The organism is Marivirga sp. (assembly GCF_051117495.1).
Classification (GTDB): domain Bacteria; phylum Bacteroidota; class Bacteroidia; order Cytophagales; family Cyclobacteriaceae; genus Marivirga.
The window spans coordinates 34,477-58,434 of the sequence record NZ_JBNPEF010000002.1; the positions used below are offsets into that span (position 1 = coordinate 34,477).

At 34.6% G+C, this 23,958-nt stretch carries 20 protein-coding genes; 15 read left to right on the plus strand and 5 right to left on the minus strand.

The window, feature by feature from the left end; all coding sequences use genetic code 11:
- Positions 1 to 4: 4 nt before the first annotated feature.
- From ACFE0M_RS00510 to ACFE0M_RS00520, 3 genes are all read right to left on the minus strand, one after another.
- Positions 5 to 3,265, minus strand: a complete 3,261-nt coding sequence (locus tag ACFE0M_RS00510) for an ATP-binding protein (RefSeq protein ID WP_434543778.1) — start codon at positions 3,263 to 3,265, stop codon at positions 5 to 7.
- A 244-nt stretch (positions 3,266 to 3,509) separates the two neighbouring features.
- On the minus strand, positions 3,510 to 4,016 hold the full coding sequence (locus ACFE0M_RS00515; RefSeq protein ID WP_434543779.1) for a hypothetical protein: 507 nt from the start codon (positions 4,014 to 4,016) through the stop codon (positions 3,510 to 3,512).
- A 642-nt stretch (positions 4,017 to 4,658) separates the two neighbouring features.
- Positions 4,659 to 5,927, minus strand: a complete 1,269-nt coding sequence (locus ACFE0M_RS00520) for an asparagine synthetase B (protein WP_434543780.1) — start codon at positions 5,925 to 5,927, stop codon at positions 4,659 to 4,661.
- 138 nt (positions 5,928 to 6,065) lie between these two features.
- Between ACFE0M_RS00520 and ACFE0M_RS00525 the strand changes: the two genes are divergently transcribed.
- The 6 genes from ACFE0M_RS00525 to ACFE0M_RS00550 all read left to right on the plus strand — a co-directional run bounded on the left by ACFE0M_RS00525 (position 6,066) and on the right by ACFE0M_RS00550 (position 14,716).
- Entirely contained in the window at positions 6,066 to 7,304 is a 1,239-nt protein-coding gene (locus ACFE0M_RS00525; RefSeq protein ID WP_434543781.1) for an ABC transporter permease, read from the plus strand.
- 16 nt (positions 7,305 to 7,320) lie between these two features.
- Positions 7,321 to 8,100: a hypothetical protein gene (locus ACFE0M_RS00530; RefSeq protein ID WP_434543782.1), complete on the plus strand. Its 780-nt coding sequence runs from the start codon at positions 7,321 to 7,323 to the stop codon at positions 8,098 to 8,100.
- A gap of 210 nt (positions 8,101 to 8,310) precedes the next feature.
- The gene (locus tag ACFE0M_RS00535) at positions 8,311 to 9,849 is read left to right on the plus strand and encodes a S8 family peptidase (protein WP_434543783.1); all 1,539 of its coding nucleotides are present in this window, start codon (positions 8,311 to 8,313) and stop codon (positions 9,847 to 9,849) included.
- A 498-nt stretch (positions 9,850 to 10,347) separates the two neighbouring features.
- A complete protein-coding gene (typA, locus tag ACFE0M_RS00540) occupies positions 10,348 to 12,144 on the plus strand; it encodes a translational GTPase TypA (protein ID WP_434543784.1) in 1,797 nt (598 codons plus the stop codon).
- Positions 12,145 to 12,741: 597 nt separating this feature from the next.
- A complete protein-coding gene (locus tag ACFE0M_RS00545) occupies positions 12,742 to 14,328 on the plus strand; it encodes a hypothetical protein (protein WP_434543785.1) in 1,587 nt (528 codons plus the stop codon).
- Entirely contained in the window at positions 14,297 to 14,716 is a 420-nt protein-coding gene (locus ACFE0M_RS00550) for a hypothetical protein (RefSeq protein ID WP_434543786.1), read from the plus strand. The genes ACFE0M_RS00545 and ACFE0M_RS00550 overlap by 32 nt, the downstream gene beginning before the upstream one ends.
- Positions 14,717 to 14,859: 143 nt before the next feature.
- Here ACFE0M_RS00550 and ACFE0M_RS00555 read toward each other — a convergent pair whose 3' ends face one another.
- Positions 14,860 to 15,054: a hypothetical protein gene (locus ACFE0M_RS00555; RefSeq protein ID WP_434543787.1), complete on the minus strand. Its 195-nt coding sequence runs from the start codon at positions 15,052 to 15,054 to the stop codon at positions 14,860 to 14,862.
- Between the two features lie 214 nt (positions 15,055 to 15,268).
- Between ACFE0M_RS00555 and ACFE0M_RS00560 the strand changes: the two genes are divergently transcribed.
- The 3 genes from ACFE0M_RS00560 (at position 15,269) to ACFE0M_RS00570 (ending at position 16,956) form a co-directional block, all read left to right on the plus strand.
- Complete coding sequence (locus ACFE0M_RS00560; RefSeq protein WP_434543788.1) at positions 15,269 to 15,670, plus strand: hypothetical protein; 402 nt, start codon at positions 15,269 to 15,271, stop codon at positions 15,668 to 15,670.
- Between the two features lie 22 nt (positions 15,671 to 15,692).
- A complete protein-coding gene (locus ACFE0M_RS00565; RefSeq protein ID WP_434543789.1) occupies positions 15,693 to 16,151 on the plus strand; it encodes a hypothetical protein in 459 nt (152 codons plus the stop codon).
- Positions 16,152 to 16,533: 382 nt separating this feature from the next.
- Positions 16,534 to 16,956, plus strand: a complete 423-nt coding sequence (locus tag ACFE0M_RS00570) for a DUF1801 domain-containing protein (protein WP_434543790.1) — start codon at positions 16,534 to 16,536, stop codon at positions 16,954 to 16,956.
- A 15-nt stretch (positions 16,957 to 16,971) separates the two neighbouring features.
- Here the strand turns inward: ACFE0M_RS00570 and ACFE0M_RS00575 are convergent, their stop codons facing one another.
- Complete coding sequence (locus ACFE0M_RS00575) at positions 16,972 to 17,463, minus strand: hypothetical protein (protein ID WP_434543791.1); 492 nt, start codon at positions 17,461 to 17,463, stop codon at positions 16,972 to 16,974.
- 240 nt (positions 17,464 to 17,703) lie between these two features.
- Between ACFE0M_RS00575 and ACFE0M_RS00580 the strand changes: the two genes are divergently transcribed.
- From ACFE0M_RS00580 to ACFE0M_RS00605, 6 genes are all read left to right on the plus strand, one after another.
- Positions 17,704 to 18,297 (plus strand): Crp/Fnr family transcriptional regulator, encoded by a 594-nt coding sequence (locus ACFE0M_RS00580; RefSeq protein WP_434543792.1) that lies wholly within the window; start codon positions 17,704 to 17,706, stop codon positions 18,295 to 18,297.
- A 446-nt stretch (positions 18,298 to 18,743) separates the two neighbouring features.
- Positions 18,744 to 19,622: a pirin family protein gene (locus ACFE0M_RS00585; protein ID WP_434543793.1), complete on the plus strand. Its 879-nt coding sequence runs from the start codon at positions 18,744 to 18,746 to the stop codon at positions 19,620 to 19,622.
- Positions 19,623 to 19,764: 142 nt separating this feature from the next.
- Entirely contained in the window at positions 19,765 to 20,694 is a 930-nt protein-coding gene (locus tag ACFE0M_RS00590) for a DUF5996 family protein (protein WP_434543794.1), read from the plus strand.
- Between the two features lie 201 nt (positions 20,695 to 20,895).
- Entirely contained in the window at positions 20,896 to 21,393 is a 498-nt protein-coding gene (locus ACFE0M_RS00595; protein ID WP_434543795.1) for a GNAT family N-acetyltransferase, read from the plus strand.
- 183 nt (positions 21,394 to 21,576) lie between these two features.
- Positions 21,577 to 23,466 carry a toxin-antitoxin system YwqK family antitoxin gene (locus ACFE0M_RS00600; RefSeq protein ID WP_434543796.1) on the plus strand — a complete coding sequence of 630 codons (1,890 nt, stop codon included), beginning with the start codon at positions 21,577 to 21,579 and terminating at the stop codon, positions 23,464 to 23,466.
- A gap of 51 nt (positions 23,467 to 23,517) precedes the next feature.
- Positions 23,518 to 23,838 (plus strand): hypothetical protein, encoded by a 321-nt coding sequence (locus ACFE0M_RS00605; RefSeq protein WP_434543797.1) that lies wholly within the window; start codon positions 23,518 to 23,520, stop codon positions 23,836 to 23,838.
- Positions 23,839 to 23,958 lie beyond the last annotated feature (120 nt).

Sequence of the window (23,958 nt, forward strand, 5' to 3'; positions counted from 1 at the left end):
TTGATTAATTTTTCTTTAATGGAAATTCGATAGTAAATCTAGTAAAAACAAATTCTTCCGATTCTACTTTAAGCGTACCGCCAATTTTCTCTACGGCAACCTTTACTAAGTATAGCCCCAGCCCATTTCCAATTGATTTTTCTGAACCTCTGTAAAACATTTCAAATATTTTGGGCATTTGTTTTTCAGGGATTCCTACGCCATTATCCTCAATAGAAAGGAAAAAAGAACTGTCCTTGCGAATTGTGCTTAACTTTATTTCCTGATGTTCTTTATTTTTATCAGAATATATCAAAGCATTTTCCAGTAAATTGAGCAAGATCAATTCGAGCATTTTCTCATCGGTTTTAAGCTCGCCTTCATTTTTCAAGTCAAAATGAAATTTGAATTTCGATTGCTCCACCAAAGGACTGATTTTTTCCATTACTTCCTTAAAGACAGTTGGAATATCAATAGTTGTATAATCGATTTTTGAATTGTAGATATTGTGGACTTGAGTTAATTTACCCAATAAAATATCCATTTCTTTGGTAGTTTTCTCAATCAAGTTCAAATATCTGTCCGTTTTGACTTCCGGATTCTCAAACCTGGCCAAAGCTAAAATGCCTTTTATCCTGCTAATTGGGCCTTTTAGATCATGTGAGGTTTTGTAGGTGAAAGTATCGAGATCTTTATTCGTTTGCTGTAGTTTTCTAATCGTATCTTTTATTTTGGCCGTTCTTTTCTCAACTCTAGCTTCCAGAGCATGATTAAGTTCCTGTAGTTTATTGTTAATGGCTATCACCTCCTCCTGAGAGCTCTCCAATTCCTGATTTTTTTCTAAAATATCATCTCGCTGTTGGCTGATTTCCTCATTGAGATTTTGCATTTTGAGTAATTGCTTTTCTATTACCTTTTTCTGTTGTATTACCTCGAAAGTTCTGTCAGCAACGATCAATTTGAGTCTTTTTCTATGCTGACGTACCCTGTAAGTATAGGCAAGCATCAAAGCCCAAATGATACTGACAACTATGATACTAAATAGAAAATAAGCCCAAGTAGTTTGATACCAAGGAGGAAGGATTTTAAATTTATAAATAGCAGTATTTCCTTCTGTGTCATATAAATTTTTGGATTTCACTTTAAATTGATAGTTGCCTGCTGGTAAATTGGTGTACTCTTTAGTATTCATATTTGACCATACTGACCATTCCTTATCAAATCCTTGAAGATAATAGGAGTATTGGTTTCGTTCTGGTTGTTCATAATAAAGAGCACTAAATTCAAATTTGATATTGTTGTCTTTAAATTCCAATTGAGGAAATGATTCTTTGGGTTGCTGGATTACTAATGTAGGAATGCTGTCAGTGCCTCTATATTCTTTATACAATCCGTGCGAAAATACAGAATCATTAAGGCTTACTTTTTTAATAAAAGTGTTGAAAGGGATTTCTAAATCCACTTTCACTTTTTCGTCATATCTATAAAGGCCCTCATTTCCGGCTATCCAGACCACGCTGTCTTCAGCCTCATCAACATAAATGGTAGAAAAATTCTGATTGGGAATGGCTTTTAAAGGCCGAGCTACCTTTTGATAACTTCCATCCTTTTTCCTTTCTAATTTTAAAACCACTTGTTTTTGGGATTCTTCAATCACAGTCAACCAGTAGTTTCCGTATTGGTCTTGATCTATATGACTTATATTGAGTGGTTCATCTGAAATAGTGGACTGAGGTATAAATAAATCACTGGAATCAGCTTTTGGTGCTTTGTTTAAGGTGTAGAATCCTTTTGAGGTACTAAAAAGGATTTCATCATCTATAGACTTTAAAATAGTGATAGCATTAACATCTGGTAATCCATGATTTTGATTAAAAAACTGCCATTTAGGATTTCCATTGTTTTCATCAATTAAATAAATTCCTTCTGATTTATAGCTTAGCCAATGTTTCGAATTCAAACTTAATACACTATTGCAAAACCCGCTTATTTCAGGGATAAAAGGATTTACCCCGTCATTATCAATTGAATATTGTACAATACCATCTCTAAAAGTAGTGATGTAAAAATGACCACTTTCAGAAAAAAAAGCATTTGTCCCTGCCTTAATTGGGATAGTATTAATTAATTCAGAATCTTGAAGTTTATAAAGCTGGTTGTCGCCTAATGCTATATTAAAATCTTTTACCTGAAATACATTAAAAAGCCTGTCTTCAGTTTCTTTGATACGTTCAAGAACCAATTCCTTGTTGAAAATGTAAAGCCCGTTAAATGTAGGTAGATACATTTGATGTTTAAAATTTAAGATGTTGTTAATTGAAGCTTCAAAACCTTGATTATCACCCCAAAACATTAACTTTTCATTCGCATGAATTCTAGTAACCCCTTCTTGATGCATGGCCCAGATACCGTTCTGATTATCTGGGAAGTGGCTGATGATAATATTGGTGGGTAATCCCTTTCTAGTATTTATAGTTCTAAAAACAGTATCTCCAATATTAAAATTAAAAACACCTTTATTTGCGCTTGATGCCCAAACAGAATTGTACTTTGAATTATGATGGCTTAAAGAAAGGATTGAATTGCCAAAATCATATTGGTCATTTGTTTCTATAATAGAGTCATTTCTAAATATAAAACCTTTGTTGTCATTTGATCCAATTATATATTTTTCATTATTATTATCAAATATATTGCTTCTAATTGTAGATGGTAGGGCAATATTCTTTCCATTTAGCTTAATTAAGCTATCATTTGAAAATTTTAATAAATCTTTATTAAATTCTTTGATATAAAGATTGTCTTGATATATAAATCCTCCAAAACCTCTATTTAAATCCCAATACTTAAATCCATTTTGATTCAATCGAATTAAGTATTTTCTGGTAATAAAAAACACGTCATTTTCTATGCTCAAGATTTGAAGCACAAGACCAATTCTTTCAAGATTTAGTTTGTCAGTTAAGGATTGATAATAGGTCTTGTTCAAGTCATCAATTTCTAAATATCCCAACTCATCATTGCTTCCCACATATATTCTGTCCTTATAATCTACATGGATGCTTCGGGCGAATTTGCCTCCTGATATATCAATAAATTGCCATTCCTCCCCATCAAACCGTAGGATACCGTTTAAATTGGCAAAGTATAATAGGCCCTCTTTTGTTTGCAGCATATCCCAATTGGAGATCCCCGCCTTATAATCCTTTGCAGAATAATGTTGCATTAAAGGGGAGAAATATGATTGACTGTAGGCAGTTGATAGTTGTATAATTAAAAAACTCATAAGGAAAAACCTGAATAAGTTTTTTTCAGCTTGGGAGTTATGAATATGTGAACAACTTACTTTCAAATTCTTTTCATGAAATTAGTCTGAAACAGAAATATATAGAATTTAATCGGAAATTATTAAGTATTTATGATATAAGGAAATCTTATATTATACGATTTTCTGAAATTAGTCAACAAAAAAACGGTAGAAATATATGATATATTAACTACCGTTTTTTGAAATGTGGGATTACCAATATTTATCTTTTCAAAGCCTGAATCTTTTTCTCAGTAAATTTTTCAGGAAATTCCTCATACCATTTACTGACTGTTTCAGCACCTAATTTGTCATAGATATAGGAGAGTTGTTGACTTAATTTTTCTTCCTGTTGCTGCTGAAACTTTTGTTTTTCTTCATCGCTGTCAAACCCTATTATTTTCTCGGAAGCAGGTGTAGGTTCATGATGCACAAATAAATTTAGTTTCTCATGACAAAACTTTTGATACAGACGTGTGTGCAAAATAAAATTATGCCACATCTCATCAATGATCATCAAAGAGTTATCAATGAAAAGGCGAAACCCTTTTTTCTCTTTAATGTTTTCTGATGCTAACCATAACCATTTCTTGGTTTCAAGTAGGATTTCTTCTGCCTCAGCTCGGTTTACGGAATATCTTTCCATAAAACCTTCAACTATTGTATTGTCTTCATTGCAATCTAGCGCTGACATCAGTGCTTCATTACTTTTGGCAATTTCTTGGATCATTTTACTTAAAGTAAAATTATATTAATGACCTTCACAAAGAGACATACAGGCCGTCTGTATAGAGTTATTTTTCTTAATAATCCTTTTCAATAATTGTTCCTTTTCTGTGTTTACTTTTGAATTGGTTTTTGTAGTAGTAGTTTTCATTTCTTGTACTTTTTAGAGTTAAATTAAATTTTCAGAGCGCAAAGGTATTTTCTGAAAATTAGGACACAAGAAAAATTACAACTATTTGAAATACTGTATTTTAACCGATTTAATAAATCATGAGATAGTATATTTTATTATTTAAATATGAATATATGTAGGTTAATAGTTAAAAGAAATATCCTTTAATTCGGAGTAAGGATTCGTACATTTAAGAAGGGGATATTTATTACAATTCTTAGATTTTAATTTTATGTTCAGTACAATTTAAAATTTTGACAAATTGTATTTATTCAATAAAATATATAACAAGTGTTGTCCTTTGGAAAAACTGATTATTCCTGCTTGGTCATATTCATAGTTTTATTGAATAGTGTTAGGTATTCAAACAAAATTCAAATTGTTAGTGTGCCACTAATCTTGGCATTCACCTCGGTCGGTGGCGCACCGACAGAATACCATATTGAATAATTTGAATGAACCTTACAACTAGGGTTATGTCTTTTTCTTTTTCTTTTTAGCAGCAGGAAATAAAATATTATTTAAAATTAACCTATAACCCGGAGAATTGGGATGTAAATTCAAATCAGTTGGTGGCTCGCCCACAAAGTGCTGATAATCTTCGGGGTCATGCCCCCCATAAAAAGTCCAAAAGCCTTTACCGAAAATGCCATGGATATAGCGCGCTTCATCAATTTCACTATTTTCACCTAGAATAACTACATCAGGTTTTATTAATGATTTTCTATAGGCGGTAGTTTGTCCCATAAAACCTTTAACCAGTTTTTCATGATTTTGCGTCAACATGGTGGGGATAGGGTCCCATTTTGCTGAGAACTCAAATAAAGTGAAGAAATCATTTCCTTCTTTTATGCCCGGTCGGTCAATTTGATTTTGATCTATATTCGAATATTCGTATTCCAATGGGTTCATTTCCAATTTGAAATCTTCGAAAGCCAATGTTTGCTCATAATCTAATTTTTCTTGCGCATTGGGGTCTGCAGGATTTCCATCGTACATCCTGGCGGCAATATCTACTCCGGCTGCCGCAAGTGCAATGTCATAAGTATCAGTTGCAGAACACATCGCAAAAAGAAACCCTCCTTTGTTCACAAAACCCCTTATTTTTTGTGTGATGGCCAGTTTGAGTTGTGATACTTTTCTGAAACCATGTTTTTTGGCCATGGCTTCATATTCTTTTTGTTGTTCTATATACCAAGGTTGATTGGCATAACTACGGTAAAACTTACCATATTGTCCCGTGAAATCTTCATGGTGTAAGTGTAACCAATCATAATCGGACAGCCCTTCCGTCATAATTTCATCATCGAAAATCACATCATAAGGAATTTCGGCATAAGTTAGTACAAGCGTAACGGCATCATCCCAAGGTTGCTTTGATTTAGGTGAGTAAACGGCAATTTTGGGTACTTTATCCAGTCGCATCGCATCTTTGTTAGAGGACGGACTGGCTATTTCATCCAGTAAACTATTGGCGGCCGCATCTGAAATAATTTCGTAGGAAACACCTCTAATAATTAGTTCATTGATGATACTTTGTTTGCTTTCAATTAAAAAGCTTCCCCCTCTGTAGTTCAATAACCAATCTATGGGAATTTCCTTTTCCAATACCCAAAAAGATAATCCATAAGCCTTTAAATGGTTGGATTGCTCTTTGTCCATTGGGATCAAAATTTGATTGGCCTTGGCACAAATTATGGACAGTGATAATATTAGTATTAATAATTTGAAAGTTTTTAACATATAAACTGATATAATCTTGTTATAAATATATAACTAAATATAATAATTGGAGTTTCAAATCAAAGTTTCTTGCTTTTATGTAATATATCGTGAATATTCACATTAAATTGCTAAAATTTACAAAAAAATTAATTGATTTTGGATTATCTGGAAAACATTAAGGAAGGGGTTAGGTCGATTAAAGGCAATCGATTGAGGACTATTTTAACCGCTGCCATTATTGCAATAGGCATTACTGCTTTGGTAGGGATATTAACCGCCATAGACGGAATACAAAATTCTGTTAGTGGAAATTTAGCGGGTTTAGGAGCCAATAATTTTGATATTGAGGCAAGAGGATTGGATGGTAGGAGAAGTACCTCAGATGGTAAAAAGGAAAAGCGATATGAACCCATTGGCTATAAAGAAGCTGTGCAATTTAAAGATAAATATAATTTTGCAGGCAATGTTTCCATCAATACACGAATTACAGGTAGTGCAGAATTAAAATACAAATCCGAAAAAACTACTCCGACTATCAGGGTTTATGCTTCGGATGAGAATTATTTAATTCAGAATGCTTATGAAATTGATAAGGGAAGGAATTTTGCCCCATTGGAAATCCAGAATAACAGTAGCGTAGTGATTTTGGGAGCTAATGTTGTAGGTAAGTTATTTAAAGAAAATGTGGATCCCATCAATAAAGATATTTCATTTTTTGGTTCTCGATTTAAAGTGATTGGCGTACTGAAAGAGCAAGGAGGAATGGGCGGTGGCGGAGCTGACCAATCTATACTTATTTCCATAGGATTGTCAACCATAATAGCTAATCGCACTTTGCAATATAATATTACAGTATCTTTACCAGATCCTATTTTAATGGAACAGGGAATTGCAGAAGCTACAGGAGTGATGAGAGGAATAAGAGGAGATGGTATTGGACAAGAAAGTTCATTTAATATTCAAAAAAGTGAGTCTTTGGCCGAAAGAATGGAAGAAATAGCTGGTTATTTGAGAATTGGTGGTTTTGCCATTGGGGCCATCACGCTTTTGGGTGCTTCCATCGGACTCATGAATATTATGATGGTTTCAGTAACCGAAAGAACAAGAGAAATAGGAATTAGAAAAGCAATTGGAGCGTCCCCAACCAAGATTCGCTTACAATTTTTATGGGAAGCAATCGTAATTTGTCAGATCGGAGGAATTGCTGGAATTATTTTAGGAATTGGAATAGGGAATGGGATATCGACCATCATCGGTGAAGGCGGTTTCATTGTGCCATGGTTATGGATGTTTGTTGGTATTGTTATTTGTGTGGCAGTTGGGCTTTTGTCTGGCTACTACCCTGCTTTTAAGGCATCCAAATTAGATCCTATTGAATCATTGAGATATGAATGATCGGTAAATTGAATACATGAAAAACGCATTACTGCTCATAATGTCATTCATATTGTTATCCTTTTCTTTATCAGGTAAGGATAGCTATTTCAGGGGTTTTTTTCATGGGGAGAATGTTTTTGTACGAAATCCTTATTTAGGACAAGAGTTGGGTTTTTGTATAGAGGAAATTTATTTAAATGGCCAATTAGTCGTAAATAATCCGGAAGTTTCAGCCTATGAAATCGATATGCAAAACCTTGAGCAAGATGAGCGGGTCGTAATCCGGATTGTTCACCATGAAAATTGCCAACCAGAGCTTGCCAACCCTGAAGTAATCAAAGAAGACCTTAAATTTAGCTGGTTGAAAGTTTATGTTGATGAAAATCAAATTATCTGGATCACGACCAAAGAATCCAAAGAAGGATTTTACATAGTGGAGAAGGAGACAGAGGACGGATGGATGGCTTTGGATACTGTGAAAACAAAAGGAGGTATTTTTGTTAATCAACATAGCATAGAGCCTGATCATGTAAAAGGGGACAATCTATATAGAGTACAATATCATGATCCCAAAATGGATGTCAAATATTCGGAAAGTTTCAACTTTCATTCCGATAAGGAAGAGATCAGCCATGCTATTGACGAGGAAAATTGGATAATTGAGTTCACTCATGAGGTCAGTTTTTTACTTTACGATAACAACAGCAGAATCATAAAAAGAGGGAAAGACGTATCTTGCGATATTAAAAAACTCCCAAAAGGTCGTTATATGATTAAATATGATGACAAAGAAGTTTATTTTGACAAAAAGTAATAATCAATTAGCTTTTCAAAATTTTTAAACCTTTCATAATTACAATTATTTGGCCTAACTCCTTTTAAAGCCACTTTATTTCGAATATTAATTTCTCTTTTCTTAAATAAATACAAATTTAATTCTAACAAACACTTGTAAGTTAAATTTAAGTTTTGCAATTTACTCTGCATACAGCATAAATTAAAACCAAAACTAATCACTATGGAAATGAGAAAAGTTTTAACAGTATTTTTGGCTTCGGCCTTGCTATGGTCTTGTACGCAAGATAATGAAGACCTCAGCCTAATTGATGAAAATGTTCAACCAGAACAGGAAATTGAAATTGTCCCCAAAGACGAAATTGATGCCATTATTAAAAATGCATTGGAAGAAAGAAATGAGTTTAACTGGTCTGAGCTAAATGATGTCCAATTGTGGAGTGCTCTTGTACATTCCGACAGTATTCTTACAGTTGGCTATTTAGCTGCAGGAGAACGCAATATCAATCAAAGGATTACTTCAATAAATGTACAGGATCCTGATTGGGTTAGTTCACGAAAGGATATATTGGAGGAAACCAGATCTGTGATGGAAAGAAAAAGGCAACAAAATATCACAGATGAGGAATTGCCTAATTATTCACATGAGGTTTTACCTTTTATAGAAATGAAAGTATATGACCTGGAGGTGATTAATCGATTAAGGTCATTGGATATTGTTCGATATGTGGAGCCTTTAAGCTATGAAGTTGAATTCCAAAAATATGGTGAGGGTGAGCGCTATAGCGATTCCGGATGTTCAAATGATCCTAATTATAATTTAGCCGGACTTTATACTGATATAGCCCCAGGTGCAAAAATGTCATGGAATTATCCCCAAATGGGAATTGACCAAGCTTGGAATTATAGCACAGGTGCAGGAATAACCATTGGTATGATTGATACGGGATTATCTCCTGATCAAGATAAGCTGGGAAGTCAATTTAATTCGGGTTATTCGCAAAACAGAACAGTAGAAAGAAAAGGAATTTACCAAACAGGGTCTTGGTGGTGGAAAAAATATGACGGCCCAGATGATAAATGTGGGCATGGTACCTCCATGGCTGGAGTTGCCACAGCACCAAGAAGCAATGACGGCTCAGCAGTAGGTGTAGCCTATAATGCCAATTTAGTTGGTGTGAGGGGAACAAGTGATGTGATTGTAAATGGCGGAAATGAAAAAGATGGTGTGACCGAAGCATTATTGTATCTTGGAAACCGTTCTGACGTAAAAATAATCAGTATGTCAATAGGAGATGTATTTAACAACTCAAAAGTAGCCGATGGCATCCGTTATGCTTATGGCAGGGGTAAATTAATTTTTGCGGCTGCTGGTACTTCCACCAGCTGGACTAATTGGTATGGTGTAATTTTCCCAGCTAATATGAATGAAACAGTAGCTGTTACGGGTATAAAAGAAGGACGCTACGAGAGATGCAATACTTGCCATTCAGGAAGTAAAGTTGATTTTACGGTTATCATGGAGAAAGCGGGATCGGATGCACATCCACTTTCAGTGGCCATGAGCGGAAATCAGCCTTCTACAGTGGGTGGTTCATCTGTAGCCACAGCCACCACTGCAGGAATTGCGGCATTGGTCTGGTCCAAAAACCCAAGCTGGAATCGTGACCAAGTCCTACAAAAGCTCAGGGAATCATCTGATTTTTATCCAAACAGAAACTCTGAATTTGGCTACGGAAATCTAAATGCATTGACTGCAGTTCAATAAATTATTTTAAATGCTGTATGTAAAGAAGGCTGTCTTATTTGATATTAGACAGCTTTTTTTATCTAAACAATTGACTAGTGCAAGCGAAATTTCGTTAAATTAGTGATTTCTCTATCCTTTTTTGCCCGCATTTGTGTCTCCACAAATGCATCGAAATATGCTAATAAACACATCAGTACCTGCTACTTTATATGGTTGTGGAGACACAACCATAGGCGTTATATTTAAGAATCCAATAAATAAAAAATCATCTTTTTGTGGAATTATTATAGAATTTGACTTTATAAAAAAGCTTAACTTATCAACATTGAGCGCAAGCGTCTGCTTTTGTCACCTGTGTTTGATATGAGGCGAATCCTCCATTACCGAATCATTAATTTATTTCCAAAAGCATTATCCCCCAAACTATTTTACTTACCTTTGCAACTTGATTAGTTGAGAATAATATTTAATAGTCTTAACTAGTTGAATATCAGTTAATTTATTTATATTATTTAGATGTCAGAAATTAGAAATGTGGCGATTATTGCCCACGTTGACCACGGTAAAACTACTTTGGTTGACAAAATTATCTATGCTTGTCAAGAATTTCGTGAAGGTACGGAATCAGACGAATTAATTTTGGATAATAATGATCTAGAAAGAGAGCGTGGAATTACCATTTTGAGTAAAAACGTTTCCGTTACTTATAACGGGGTTAAAATTAATATTATTGATACTCCAGGTCACTCTGACTTTGGAGGTGAAGTAGAGCGTGTTTTGAAAATGGCTGATGGGGTTTTACTCTTAGTAGATGCCTTTGAAGGACCAATGCCACAGACCCGTTTCGTACTAGGAAAGGCATTAGACTTAGGCTTAAAGCCAATAGTGGTAGTCAATAAAGTGGATAAAGAAAACTGTCGTCCTGATGAAGTGCACGAACAAGTTTTTGATTTGATGTTCAACTTGGATGCGACTGAAGATCAGTTGGATTTCCAAACCATATACGGTTCAAGTAAAAATGGTTGGATGAGTACTGATTGGAAAGAGCCAACTGATAATGTTTTGCCACTTTTGGATGAAATCATTAAAACAATCCCTGCAGCACCTGTTAAGGAGGGTGTACCGAAATTACAGATTGTATCTTTGGATTATTCTTCTTTCGTAGGGCGAATTGCAATTGGAAGATTGTACCAAGGTACGTTGAAAGAAGGCATGCAAATCGGTCTTTGTAAAAAAGACGGTTCTGTTAAGAAAATGAGAATCAAAGAATTGCATACGTTCGAAGGCTTAGCAAGAAAAAGAGTGGAGGAAGTACATTCAGGAGATCTTTGTGCTATCATTGGTTTAGAGGGTTTTGATATTGGAGATACGGTAACCGATCCTGAAAATCCAGAACCATTGCCAAGAATTTCAATCGATGAGCCTACTATGAGTATGCTCTTCACCATCAACAACTCTCCATTTTTTGGCAAGGAAGGTAAATTCGTTACTTCTCGACATTTGCGTGATCGTTTGATGAAAGAGACTGAGAAAAACTTGGCTTTGCGTGTAGAGTCAACGGATTCCGAAGATAAATTTTTGGTTTACGGAAGAGGAATTTTGCACTTATCTGTTTTGATTGAAACCATGAGAAGGGAAGGCTATGAATTGCAAGTAGGTCAGCCACAAGTATTATATAAAGAAATTGATGGCGTTCGTTGCGAGCCTATTGAGCATATGGTGATTGACGTTCCAGATGAAGTGTCAGGTAAAGCCATTGAGTTAGTGACCCAAAGAAAAGGTGAATTGTTAGTGATGGAGCCAAAAGGTGATGTTCAGCATTTGGAATTTGAAATTCCAGCTCGTGGTATTATAGGCCTTAGAAATAACATGATGACCGCTACAGCTGGAGAAGCCGTAATGAATCACAGATATAAAGAATATGCGCCATATAAGGGACATATTCCAGAAAGGAACAAAGGTTCACTGATTTCAATGGAAGAAGGGCCTTCTACCGCATTTGCGATTAATAGATTGCAAGACAGAGGGGTTTTCTTTGTTGATCCAGGTGATGTGATCTATAAGGGACAAGTTATTGGTCAGCACTCTAGAGATAACGATCTGGATGTGAATATCAATAAAGGAAAGCAGTTAACCAATATGCGTAAATCGGGTAGTGATGAAGCCATGAAAATTGCTCCAAAAATCAATTTCTCATTGGAAGAAGCAATGGAATTTATTCAGAAAGATGAGTATTTGGAAGTAACTCCAAAAAGCGTCAGAATGCGTAAAATTTACTTGGACGAAAACGAGCGTAAAAGAATGTCGAAATAAAGACATGTCTTGATTAAAAACATATTATTAAAAATGAAAAGCCGGTTTATGCCGGCTTTTTTTATACTCAAAAATTCTTGGTGCTAAATTTATATTTAGTGGAAAATTATCTTGGGATTGATTTTGCCTAAAAGCTTATGAAGGTTTAATATTTTTTCAATAACAAGTACCCTGAAAAGTGATATTTTCAATGTAATGATTTAAAACCGCGAATCCGCAATCAATTCACACTTGCCATTCAAAAGGCTAAAAATTGTCAAAAATATTTAATAACAAATGTATATTACATGTAAGTTTTATTATATATTTGTACAATAATTCCACTCGGCCAAAACTCATTGACGCTTTCTTTAAGTTTCCAATGATTTTGATGAAAAGTAGGTAGTTTGTTTAAGGAGGCTCTCAGTGTTTTAAAAGGAGGGTGTGTAATTTTGATGATTTTATTTGATAAAATATAATGACAGCTAAAATGGGATGGCATCCCTATGAAAATGAAAATAGTGATATTGCTAAATAAACACTTAAAAAATTAGCCGAGGTACCGAAAATCGAAAGAGTAGGATAAACATGAAAATAAATATTTCTTTTTTTAAAAAGATGAAAAAAGTAGTAATAAACTTGACCTTTATTTTTGGACTGCTAATAATTTTAAGCAGTTGTCAAAAAGATGAAATTTTTAATGAACCTATAAGCAATATAAATCAATCGCAATTTCAGGATGATGTTATTAGGCTTGGTAAAAAGTTGGAAAACCCATATACCATCGAAAATATGCAAAGAGCATTTCAAAACTTGAAGGGAAATACTCAATTTAATTCAAGAAGCCATAATATATCTATTATCAATGTGACGCATTTATATGTCAGATTTCTTCCTAGGACAGATAAAGAGTATGCAAAGCTACTTGCAGACACGACTTTAATGCTTTTTGATTATCCTTTGGATTATGAAATTGAAGAAGGTGGAACCTATTATCACGATCCTGAACTACCTGATACAAGTTATACATGGAAGTATTGTGCAGTAGCTAAAGATTATGATTTTCCAAATCTTGAATATGAGATAATAGAGGAATTATTTTTACCGGAGTCAATAGATGATTCAAAATCTTCAAGAAATACCGAGGAATGGTCTTTCATGGACGAATTGGAAATAGAAGCACTTAGAATTACTGGTAATTTGAAAGATGAATCTGTTCAAAATAATCGGTCTGTAAGTGCACGGAGAAAGTGGAAGCTTAAAGGTAAAATTCAAATGTTTGATGATTCACCGGGAGTAAATAAACTTGTGCCATTGAGAGGAGTGAAGGCAAGAGCATATAGTTGGTTTACGACAAAGGAAGATTTAACTGATGGTAAAGGTGAATTTTTTATTGACCATAATTTTAAAGGAAACGTAAACTATAGTATCAAATGGGAACGAAATGATTTTGAAATTAGAGATAAAAGATGGGGACAAGCATATTATAATGGTCCTCGCTTAAAAGAAAAGGATTGGAATCTTGATATTTATTCAGGGATGTCTAGAATGTATGCCATAATTCATCGGGCAGCTCATAGGTACTATTATGAAAATCGTGCAGGCCTAAGAACCCCTCCAAAAAGAAATCAAATGCTAGGTCGTGTTACTATTGGGGCTTTTGATTGGGATGATGTTAATTCGAATGGTGACCACGGACCATTAAAACGATGGACTACTTTTCCGGAAATAAGAATTTTTAAACCAAATAGAGCATGTGAAAATCTTTATGCAACAACTATCCACGAGTTAGCACATGCCTCACACTGGGAACTTGACAGGAACAATGATTATACTTTTTGTGACGATATAGTTATTGAAAGTTGGGCTAGAGGTGTTCAATGGATGCTTTCACTATTAGAATATCCTAGTTACTCAGTGTCTTATGGTCGTTTAAATTATACTGGAATTGTCCAAGATTTAATTGATGGCTTTGGTACAACTACTACTGGAGCATGGTATGATTTTAATGAAAAGAAGTGGGGGACAAGCAATATTGTCAGAACCTATTCAGACCAAGTAAGTGGGTATACAATTAGACAGTTGGAAGATGCGTTAATAGGTCAAAGAACGTGGACAGGTTGGAAGAATAACATTAAAAATAAATATACAAATGGAACAGAAAATAATTTGGATGCGGCTTTTAATTATTGGAATACTAAGTAGCCTATTGTCTTGTATTTCGCAAACTGATGAGTCATTTTATGAAGCGTATGAGTTTGTGAATAGATCGAATTATAAAATAGTGATTCAATCATACACTAAAATTGATGAGGAATATTCCTTGACTGATTATTCAATTTTTCAAAATGATACTTTGACTCAAGAATTTGAGCTTATGTTTGGTAGTAAAACGGGAATAATAGCCTATTCTGACTCATTAAGAATTATCTATCGAGGTGAAAGAGCTAGTGGTTTTCTTCCAGAAGATCCCTCTACCTTTAATATTCTAAATAAGGAGAACTATAGTCGTGAAGAAATTTCCAAAAACTATACGAATTACCAATATGAATTTTCAGAGGATGATTTTGAGAATGCAGAACCAATAGAATAAGAATATAATTGATTTTTAAAAAGCCGGTTGATGCCGGCTTTTTTTGTGACAAATTTTTTGCAAATATATCTGCATTACAATTTTTTTTATGAGAATAATTACAAACAAATGTATCATACATGTAAGTTTTAGTATATATTTGTCTAATATTTCCACTCAACCAAAACCGATTGATGCTTTCCATAAGTTTCCAGTGATTTTGATTTAGAGTAGGGAGTTTGTTTAAGTAAGCTCTCAGTTTTTCCTAAAGGAGAGTATCTTAATCTAATGTTATTGTTATTGAAAGTTGGGTCAAAAGTCTTCAGGTAGCGATTACTGAGCTGGAGTACCCCTGTCATACAGTATCATATAGTCGGTTAGATTTCAGTGGGTTTTTTTAGATGTGTTTAAAGTAACTAACAATTGTCATTATTCAGAGTATGATACGTTTATAGGGAATCATATAAAGATAAGGTAAGATGTTGTTTGATTCGACAGTTAGAATATGCATTAGATGGACAAGAAAGGTGTAATTGATGGAATGTTATTATTATTAAAAGTATAATCAATAAAATGAGAGTAAAATTTTTTGTAATTGAACTGATCGGAATACTATCCTGTACAATCTTATTTGGATGTGAAAAACCAGTAGACATAGTAACAGAAGAATTTTTATATTTAAACGAATCGTCATCTGAGATAGATATCGAATATTACTTTGGGGAGTCTCAGAATATTGTTCATTTAGATATAAATGAATCATTTATTCAAGTACAAAAAACCCCAGATGTAAATCGAGAATATATAATTAATGCAGATTCATTAATCATCATCTTTAGCGATACTAGTCGTTTAACTTATGTTAAAAATGAATCAAATGATGATGGTATTCTTGATCGTATTAATTACGACTATGAAAAAATTGAAGAGAGACATCATAGATATTCTTATGTGATTGATAATATGGATTATTGAATTATGTATTAAGATTTAATATATGAGAAATATTCAGACTATCCCCAATCAAAAAATAATTTGGATGCGCTTTTTTCTTATTGGAATTAGTGCTCTGCTCGCCATATCCAATACCGGATGTAAACAAGTAGATTATCAGGTTAGAGCAAAATACATATATATAAATGAGACGGGCTCAAATATAAGTTACACTGCTGATTGGCAGGATTTCAACGTCAATGCAAATGATTCAATTATATATGAAACCGATGATGATGGGCCTGAATCTATAAAAGAAAGTGATTTTATTCCACCCTTGGCAAGTTGTGATCCCTGCGCTGTATTTCTTGGTACGGAATTATGTGACACACTATTAATTGAAGATGAAAATAGTCCTTTGGATATAGAGAATTATCAAAGTCGGAAATTGGGTGAAAGGTATTATGAGTTTACATTCTATTATACTCAAGATATGATCGATAATGCTGATCAGTGTAAATAATATAATTTGAATAATCTTTAATTAGAGAAGTTAAATGAGACCTGAAGGTAGCTTGAAAGTAATCTGTATGCGGCTTTTAATTATTGGAATACTAAATACTCTGTTATCTTGCACTTCGCAAACTGATGGGTCAATTTATGAAGAGTATAAGTTTGTGAATAGATCGAATTATGAGGTACTGATTCATCCATATACTATAATTGATTTTTAAAAGCCGGTTGATACCGGCTTTTTTTATTGGCAAGTTTTATTTGGTTTCTAGAAAATATGGTTTTGTGCTTTGAGGGTCAGCTTGATATAGCAATTGCAATAATAAGTTTCAAAAATAGAATTACATAAATCCCTCTAGTTTCAGTATATTAGAATACTTAATCTAATTATTATGGCCGAATTAAAAACCAAAAAGAACGATGCAGATGTTTATGAATTCATTAATTCGTATGCTAATACTGAGCAAAAGAAACAAGATAGTTATGAACTTGTACAGTTGATGCAAGCAGTTTCAGGACAAGAACCCAAAATGTGGGGCGAATCTATTATAGGATTCGGACAATATCATTATAAATCTGAAAGAAGTAGCCAAGAAGGTGACTGGCCACTGATTGGTTTTTCGCCTCGAAAAACTGCCATTTCGCTTTATGTTTATAGCGGTTGTGCAGGTCAGGAAGAACTACTAAAAGAGCTGGGGAAATTCAAAATGGGAGCAGCTTGTATTTACGTTAAGAAGCTTTCAGACATTAATCAAGAACCATTGAAGAAATTGATGAAATCCACTATGGATTTTCTACAGAAAAAGCATGGATGATCCAGTAATGCAATATCACCACCTATACCCAAATTTGATACCTACCAGATTCCAAGCTAAAAATTCAAACTGTAATGGAGCAATTTCAAAAGCAAAATTAAAGTGATTATTTCCCACAAATTGAACTCCTATCGGGAAATAAGGTAGAAACTCCACTCCAACTGCAGGAAACAAGGAACGGGCAACTGCCGCTCCCATGTAAGGGGTCCATTTTTTGTCAGAACCGCCCCAAAGGTGAACTTTCATCCCAACATGAACTCCTATAAAACCAATACCTGCTTCTGCATTTAAATGAGGGGTGAGGAATTGGTCGTAGGAGATGGAACCGATGGCATTAGGGCCTATGGCATACAAGCTTATACTAGAAGGATATTTTAGCCTAGGGTTTTGTATTTGACTATCAGATTTTTGAGCATGAATTCTCTGAATTGGAAATACAAATAACGCTAGAAACGAAAGTTTAAGAATTAGCCTCATCTCTACTTGAATTCTTAATAAAGATAGCATTTTTTGAATTAAGAAAAATGCCTTTCTAAACTGAAATGTCCAAAATGCAAATACAAGAGAAACAGCCACTTGTCTTCAAAAAACATAATTCTCCACATATATCAAAGCAATCAGTTCATCAGAAACCCAAACCAATTTTTCACTTTTTTCTAAAAAAGCTAGCGGTAGATTCTAAATATTGATAACTTAAATATCATTATCCCTTGTTTTACGGTTATTAAAACCACTTTTTGAACAAAAATGAAAAGCCCCAACTTTAAAACCTATCTGACTTCAAATCTTGAAGTAACCGAAGAAGAAATTTCTTCTTTGCTTGAAAACTGTGTCACTAAATTTTTTAAGAAAGGGGAGTACTTATTGCAAAAAGGCGAATACTGTAAGCATGACTTTTTTGTTGAAAATGGACTCTTAAGGCAGTATTCGATCAATGAAAATGGAAAAGAACACATTCTTTCTTTTGCACCTGAAAATTGGTTTGCCACAGATAGGGAAAGTTCGGTTTTCAATCAACCTTCCATTTATTACATTCAAGCATTGGAGGACGGTAAAGTAGTGATGATAGACAATGATTTTATTCGCCTGCTCTCAGAAAAAATTCCTGGATTTACTGATTTCAATAATCGACTGCTTTATAATCATATCAGACATTTACAAAACAGGATCAACCTATTGTTGAGTGCGATGGCGGAAGATAGATACCTGCAATTTATTAAAATGTATCCTGACCTTTTATTAAGAGTGCCACAGACCATGATAGCCTCCTATTTAGGTATTACCCCCGAAAGTTTAAGCCGTGTCCGCAAGGAGCTAGCACAAAAGAATTTTAAAAACTAAGTAATTCAAAGTATAAATATTTTAGTCAAATATTCTAAAAATATCGATAACCAGGTTAAACGAAGATAAATAAGAGTATAATATGACCGAATCTATTTGTTGAGTTCATTAATGGCTAACTCCCCAACTTTCGCCTTAAGCGAAAAAGCGGGCTGGAGGGTAAAATGGCGGGCCAGCGTTGGCATTTGCGGGAAGTAGCATCATTTTACCTAGATTTTTTGCATACTTTTTCATCAATGGAAAAAGTATGAAGCATAAAGCGAGCCTAACAGCACAAAACAAGTTATGTAATGCTTATTTCTGTTCTTATGGATACCATAAAAAATTATAAAAGTGCTCTATAACCAAAAGAAAACATTACAATTATTGAGGATAACTTAAGTTCTTATCATACATCAATGCACAGTAAATGCATTGTGAGTAATTTCAATAAAAAATACGAAATTATGAAAACAAGAACAGTAGAAATTGTAGCAAGTCCGAAAGAACCACACTTCGTAGGAGATGGTTTTCGGGTACATAATTTTATCCCAAGTGGATACAGAATGGATATGCAACGCATGAATCCATTTATCATGTTGGATTATAATTCAACCCATCATTTTCCGCCATCTGACAAACCAAAAGGAGTAGGGGTGCACCCGCATAGAGGTTTTGAAACCGTGACTATTGCATATAAAGGCAAAGTGCAACATCACGACAGCAGTGGAGGCGGTGGGATTATAGGCGAAGGGGATGTTCAATGGATGACGGCTGCCAGCGGTGTCCTTCACAAAGAATATCATGAAGAAGAATGGAGCAAAAAAGGAGGTGATTTTCAAATGGTGCAGCTTTGGGTCAATTTGCCCAAAAAGGATAAAATGAGTGCGCCTAAATATCAAGCTATAAAATATGAGGATATCAAACGCTATGAATTGGAAAACAATGCTGGAAATATAGAAGTGATTGCTGGCGAATATAAGGGTACTAAGGGTCCCGCTTCAACTTTTACGCCTATTTATATGCTGAATGCCAAATTGAACAAAGGCGGAAAGGCTGTTTTTGAATTTCCTGCCCATTACAATACCACCCTTCTTGTTTTGGAAGGGGATGTTGTCATCAACGGAAAAGAGGAAGCAGCCACAAACTATATGGCATTGATGGCCAATGATGGCGAGGCATTTGAGATTGAGGCCAGTGATGAGGCAGTAGTGCTGGTTTTGAGTGGCGAACCCATTAATGAAACCATTGCAGCACATGGTCCATTCGTAATGAATACCAGAGAAGAATTGATGGAAGCCTTTAATGACTTCAATAATGGAAAATTCGGATATTTAGAGGATTAAACTAACCCTATTTTGTTATATTATCCAATAGTAGCCAAGAGCTGTGTCTTCACAGCTCTAGATAGATTTGTGAAGACACAAATCTGGAGCGGAAGAATCAATTTGAAAAATTAGGTCTATTCACAATTTTAAACTTATAATCATGGAGAAACTATTAAACTTACCCAAACTGGAATATAAAGGAAATGAAGATAAGAAAATGACCCTTCATTTGTTCCTGCAAGTGATGGGGAAAATTCGATTAAAAATGACACCAAGAAAAAATCACTGGTGGTACGTCACGCAATACGTGAATACACAGGGAATCACAACAGGTTCTATTCCTTACAATTCAGGTCTCGATAAATTCAGCATTACCTTAAATGTGATTGAACATAAATTGGAAGTCAATACAAGCAAAGGAGAAGTTGAAAGTTTTCCTTTGCAGGAAGGACTAACAGTGGCAGACTTTTACAAAAAGCTGAGCAGCATTATTCAGAAACTCAATATTTCAGTTTCTATAATAGATGTCCCTTATGATTTAGGGATTGATAAGTCTTTTGGAGAGATTACCGAATACCACCATTATGATAAGGAGTATAGCCAAAGTTTGTGGCGGAGTTTAGTTTGGGTGGATGATGTGTTTACAGAATTCAGCGGCCGTTTTTATGGCAAAACCTGTCCCGTTCACCTCTATTGGCATTCGATGGATTTGGCGGTTACACGTTTCTCTGGCAATGAAGCACCTCCTATGGGAAAGGATGCACGGCTATCAGACAAGGACGCTTATACGCATGAATGCATAAGTTTTGGTTTCTGGGCGGGTGATGAAAATGTAACCGAACCAGCATTTTATTCCTATACTTATCCATCTCCCGAAGGCTTAGACCAGGAAATTTTATCTCCTTCTTCAGCAGAGTGGGTGAATAGCAACGGAAGCCCTATGGCGATTTTGAAATATAATAGTCTATTAACAGAAGGAGATCCAAGAAAAGTATTGTTGGATTTTATGGAGTCAGCCTATCAGGCAGGAGCAAAAAGAGCCAATTGGGATCTTGAGAAATTGACAGTCCCAGCACTAGAAAATCTTTAAACATTAAAAACCAAGGTATATAAGACCTACTAAATTAACTCAGTGCGTCATCTCGGAAATTTTCTTTTTAAAATTAAAAAAAAGAAAATTGTCCGTGATCTAAAAATATTCTCTGCGAAAACTTTGCGGCTCCGCGAGAAATTTTAGGCGTCTCTGACGCCCGAAGAGATTTAAACTTAAATTCACTTAAAAGAACAACTCATGAAAACCAAAGAATATTCAAACGGAGAAACCACCATTTTATGGAAACCAGAAAAATGCATTCATGCAGGTATATGTGTTAAAACCTTGCCCAAGGTTTACCATCCACAAGAAAAGCCATGGATAACTCCTGAAAATGCCACTTCCCAGGAAATAATTGCACAAGTAGCCAAATGTCCTTCAGGTGCATTGAGCATCAAAGGAACGCAAGACAACATCAAAATTGAACGGGAAGACAATGGCAAAAAAGGACGTTATGTGATTTACTACAATGATGAATTTGCTGGAGAAATGACCTTCACCTGGGCAGGAAAAACGCAGTTTATTATTGACCATACAGGAGTAGAAGAAAAATTTGCAGGAAAAGGACTAGGCAAGAAGTTAGTAATGAAATCAGTTGAATATGCTCGAGAAAACAATGTGAAAATTATACCGCTTTGCCCTTTTGCTAAAAAAGTATTTGACAACACTAAAGAAATTCAGGATGTAAGGAGTTGAGAGATCATGTATAAACTTTTCGACTAAAAGTATAATTCATGGGATGGAAATAATTTTTTTTCTTCTATATTTAAACTATAAGTTCATCGGTAATAAATCTCTAAATTGATTTTACCTACTTCTAATTTAAATTAATAGATTAATATAATTTCCTAAAACCCCAGCAATTTTAACCACATTAATATGACAAGAGAGGATCAGCTTCAATTCTGCAAGAAATGTATAAATAGAAAAATGGATATGCAGCAAGGCCTAATTTGTAGTCTAACAAATGAAAAGGCAAACTTTAAAGACAACTGTGAAGATTTTCAAATTGATGAATCTGTTAAAGAAGAAATACCTGTTGTAAATAGAAGTGCCACAGAACTCATAGCGGAATTACCAGAAGATATAAAAAATGAATTTATTCCACACCAAGATTTACAATATGCAGTTTTAGGAGGTTTTTTTGTATCAGTTATTTGTGCCTTAATCTGGGCAGCCATTACGGTAACTACTGAATATCAAATTGCTTATATGGCCATAGGTGTTGGTTTTTTAGTAGGTTTGGGCGTCCGGTTTTTTGGCGCAGGTATAACACCAATATTTGGATATGTAGGCGGATTTTTCGCCTTGCTAGGTTGCCTGTTGGGCAATTTTTTCTCTCAAGTGGGGTTTATTGCAGATGCGCAAACAATGGGATATTTTCAAACGCTTACTTTAATAGATTTTGAGACCATAATACTGATTACACAAGAGGCCTTTACTATTATTGACCTCGTGTTTTATGGGGTAGCAATGTTTGCTGGTTATAAATTTTCATTCCGATCTATCCCTGCTAATACCGTTGAGATGACCGATTTTACGCCCGCCTACTCTAAATTGAGGTTACCATTTGTAATTGTATGTTTTGCTGTGCTTTCCATTTCAGCTTATAGCTTGTCAAAAGGAGTTTCAGGAATGCAAACTTTCTATTATGAAAGTGGTGCTGTGCAGTCACAAGGTGAGTTTTTGAATGGCAAAGAAATTGGAACCTGGGTCTATTTTCATGAAAACGGACAAAAGCAGTTGACTGGTAATTTTGAAGATGGGAAAGAGGTGGGACTGTGGGAATGGTATTATGAGACTGGTGAATTAATGCAACGTGGGGAATACCAAAATGGCTTGTTTGATGGTACTTGGCTGAATTATAATGCAGAAGGAATCTTGGTAGATTCAAGTAATTATACCACAGGCAGACAAACTGGTGAGTATAGAGCCTATTACGATAATGGGCAACTGTCTCAAATTGCTCAGTACTCTCGCGATCAACCAATAGGAAAATGGTTAAGTTATTATGAAAATGGAAATTTAAATTCGACCGGATCATTCAAGGATGGAGAATTAAGCGGTATATGGAAGTTTTATTATGGAGATGGGACTCCTCATCAAGAGATCAATTATTTGGCGAGGGAGGTACAAAGAATCCTTAATCTTTGGGATGCTGATGGAAAACAACTGATCGAAGATGGAAATGGTACTTATATTTCATATTACGACAATAAAAATAGAATGGAGGAAGGGAAGGTTGAAAATGGTGAAAAGCTTGGAACTTGGACTACCTACTACCCGGATGGTAAAACCAAAGAAGTTGGTAAGTTTGCGGAGGATCAATATATTATAAAAACGGCATGGACTGAGCAAGGCGAACTGATGGTGGAAGCAGGTGAAGGAGAATTTGTTGCTTATTATGAGGGTTCTATTGATTTATTTGAAGAAGGGTATTTTTCAAATGGATTAAAAGAAGGAAAATGGCTGATGTACTATCCCGAATCTGGAGTTGTTCAGCAAGAATCAAACTACAAAAACGGAAAGTTAGACGGATATTATGCTAACTATTCTTCTTTTGGAGGTGTATTGTCGGAAGGTAGCTTTAAGTCGGGCAAACAAACTGGTGAATGGAATTGGTACTACGAAAACGGCCAATTATCAAGTAGTGCTAGCTTTGTAGATGGTCAGAAGGAAGGCGAACAAATTTTCTGGACTGAATTAGGTATAGAAGCTAAAAAAGAAGTCTATGAGAATGGCAATCTTGTATCTGAAGTGTTGCTATAGGAGGTTGTAGGAACTTATGGAATTAAAAGGAATTGAATTAAATGTAAATCCATGAATAAAATTACTGACATAAATACGAAGCAGCACTGGTTTAGAGGATATAAAGACTATTGGATAGGAAATGGAAGTATGATATTGGTTTACAGTATAATTTATGGAGCTACTGAAGAGAATGAATTAGGGATGTTATTGGGGATTTTGATCAGTTTGATTATGACTCCGATTGTATTTTCTCTAATCAGTGGAATTATTTTTTTAATTGCCTGGATTTTCAAACGAAATTTTACACTTAAACGCTTTCTTACAATTTTAACAGTAGTTTTGGTTATTTCATTGCTATCTAAATTGATCGTATTAATAAGATTTAGCTAATTGATAAATGAACCTCTAATATTAATATCCATTATTAATATTTCGACTACAAGTATAATTCACAGGGTGAAAATAAAATTAATCCTTTTATATTTAAGCTATCGGTTTACCTGCGATCTT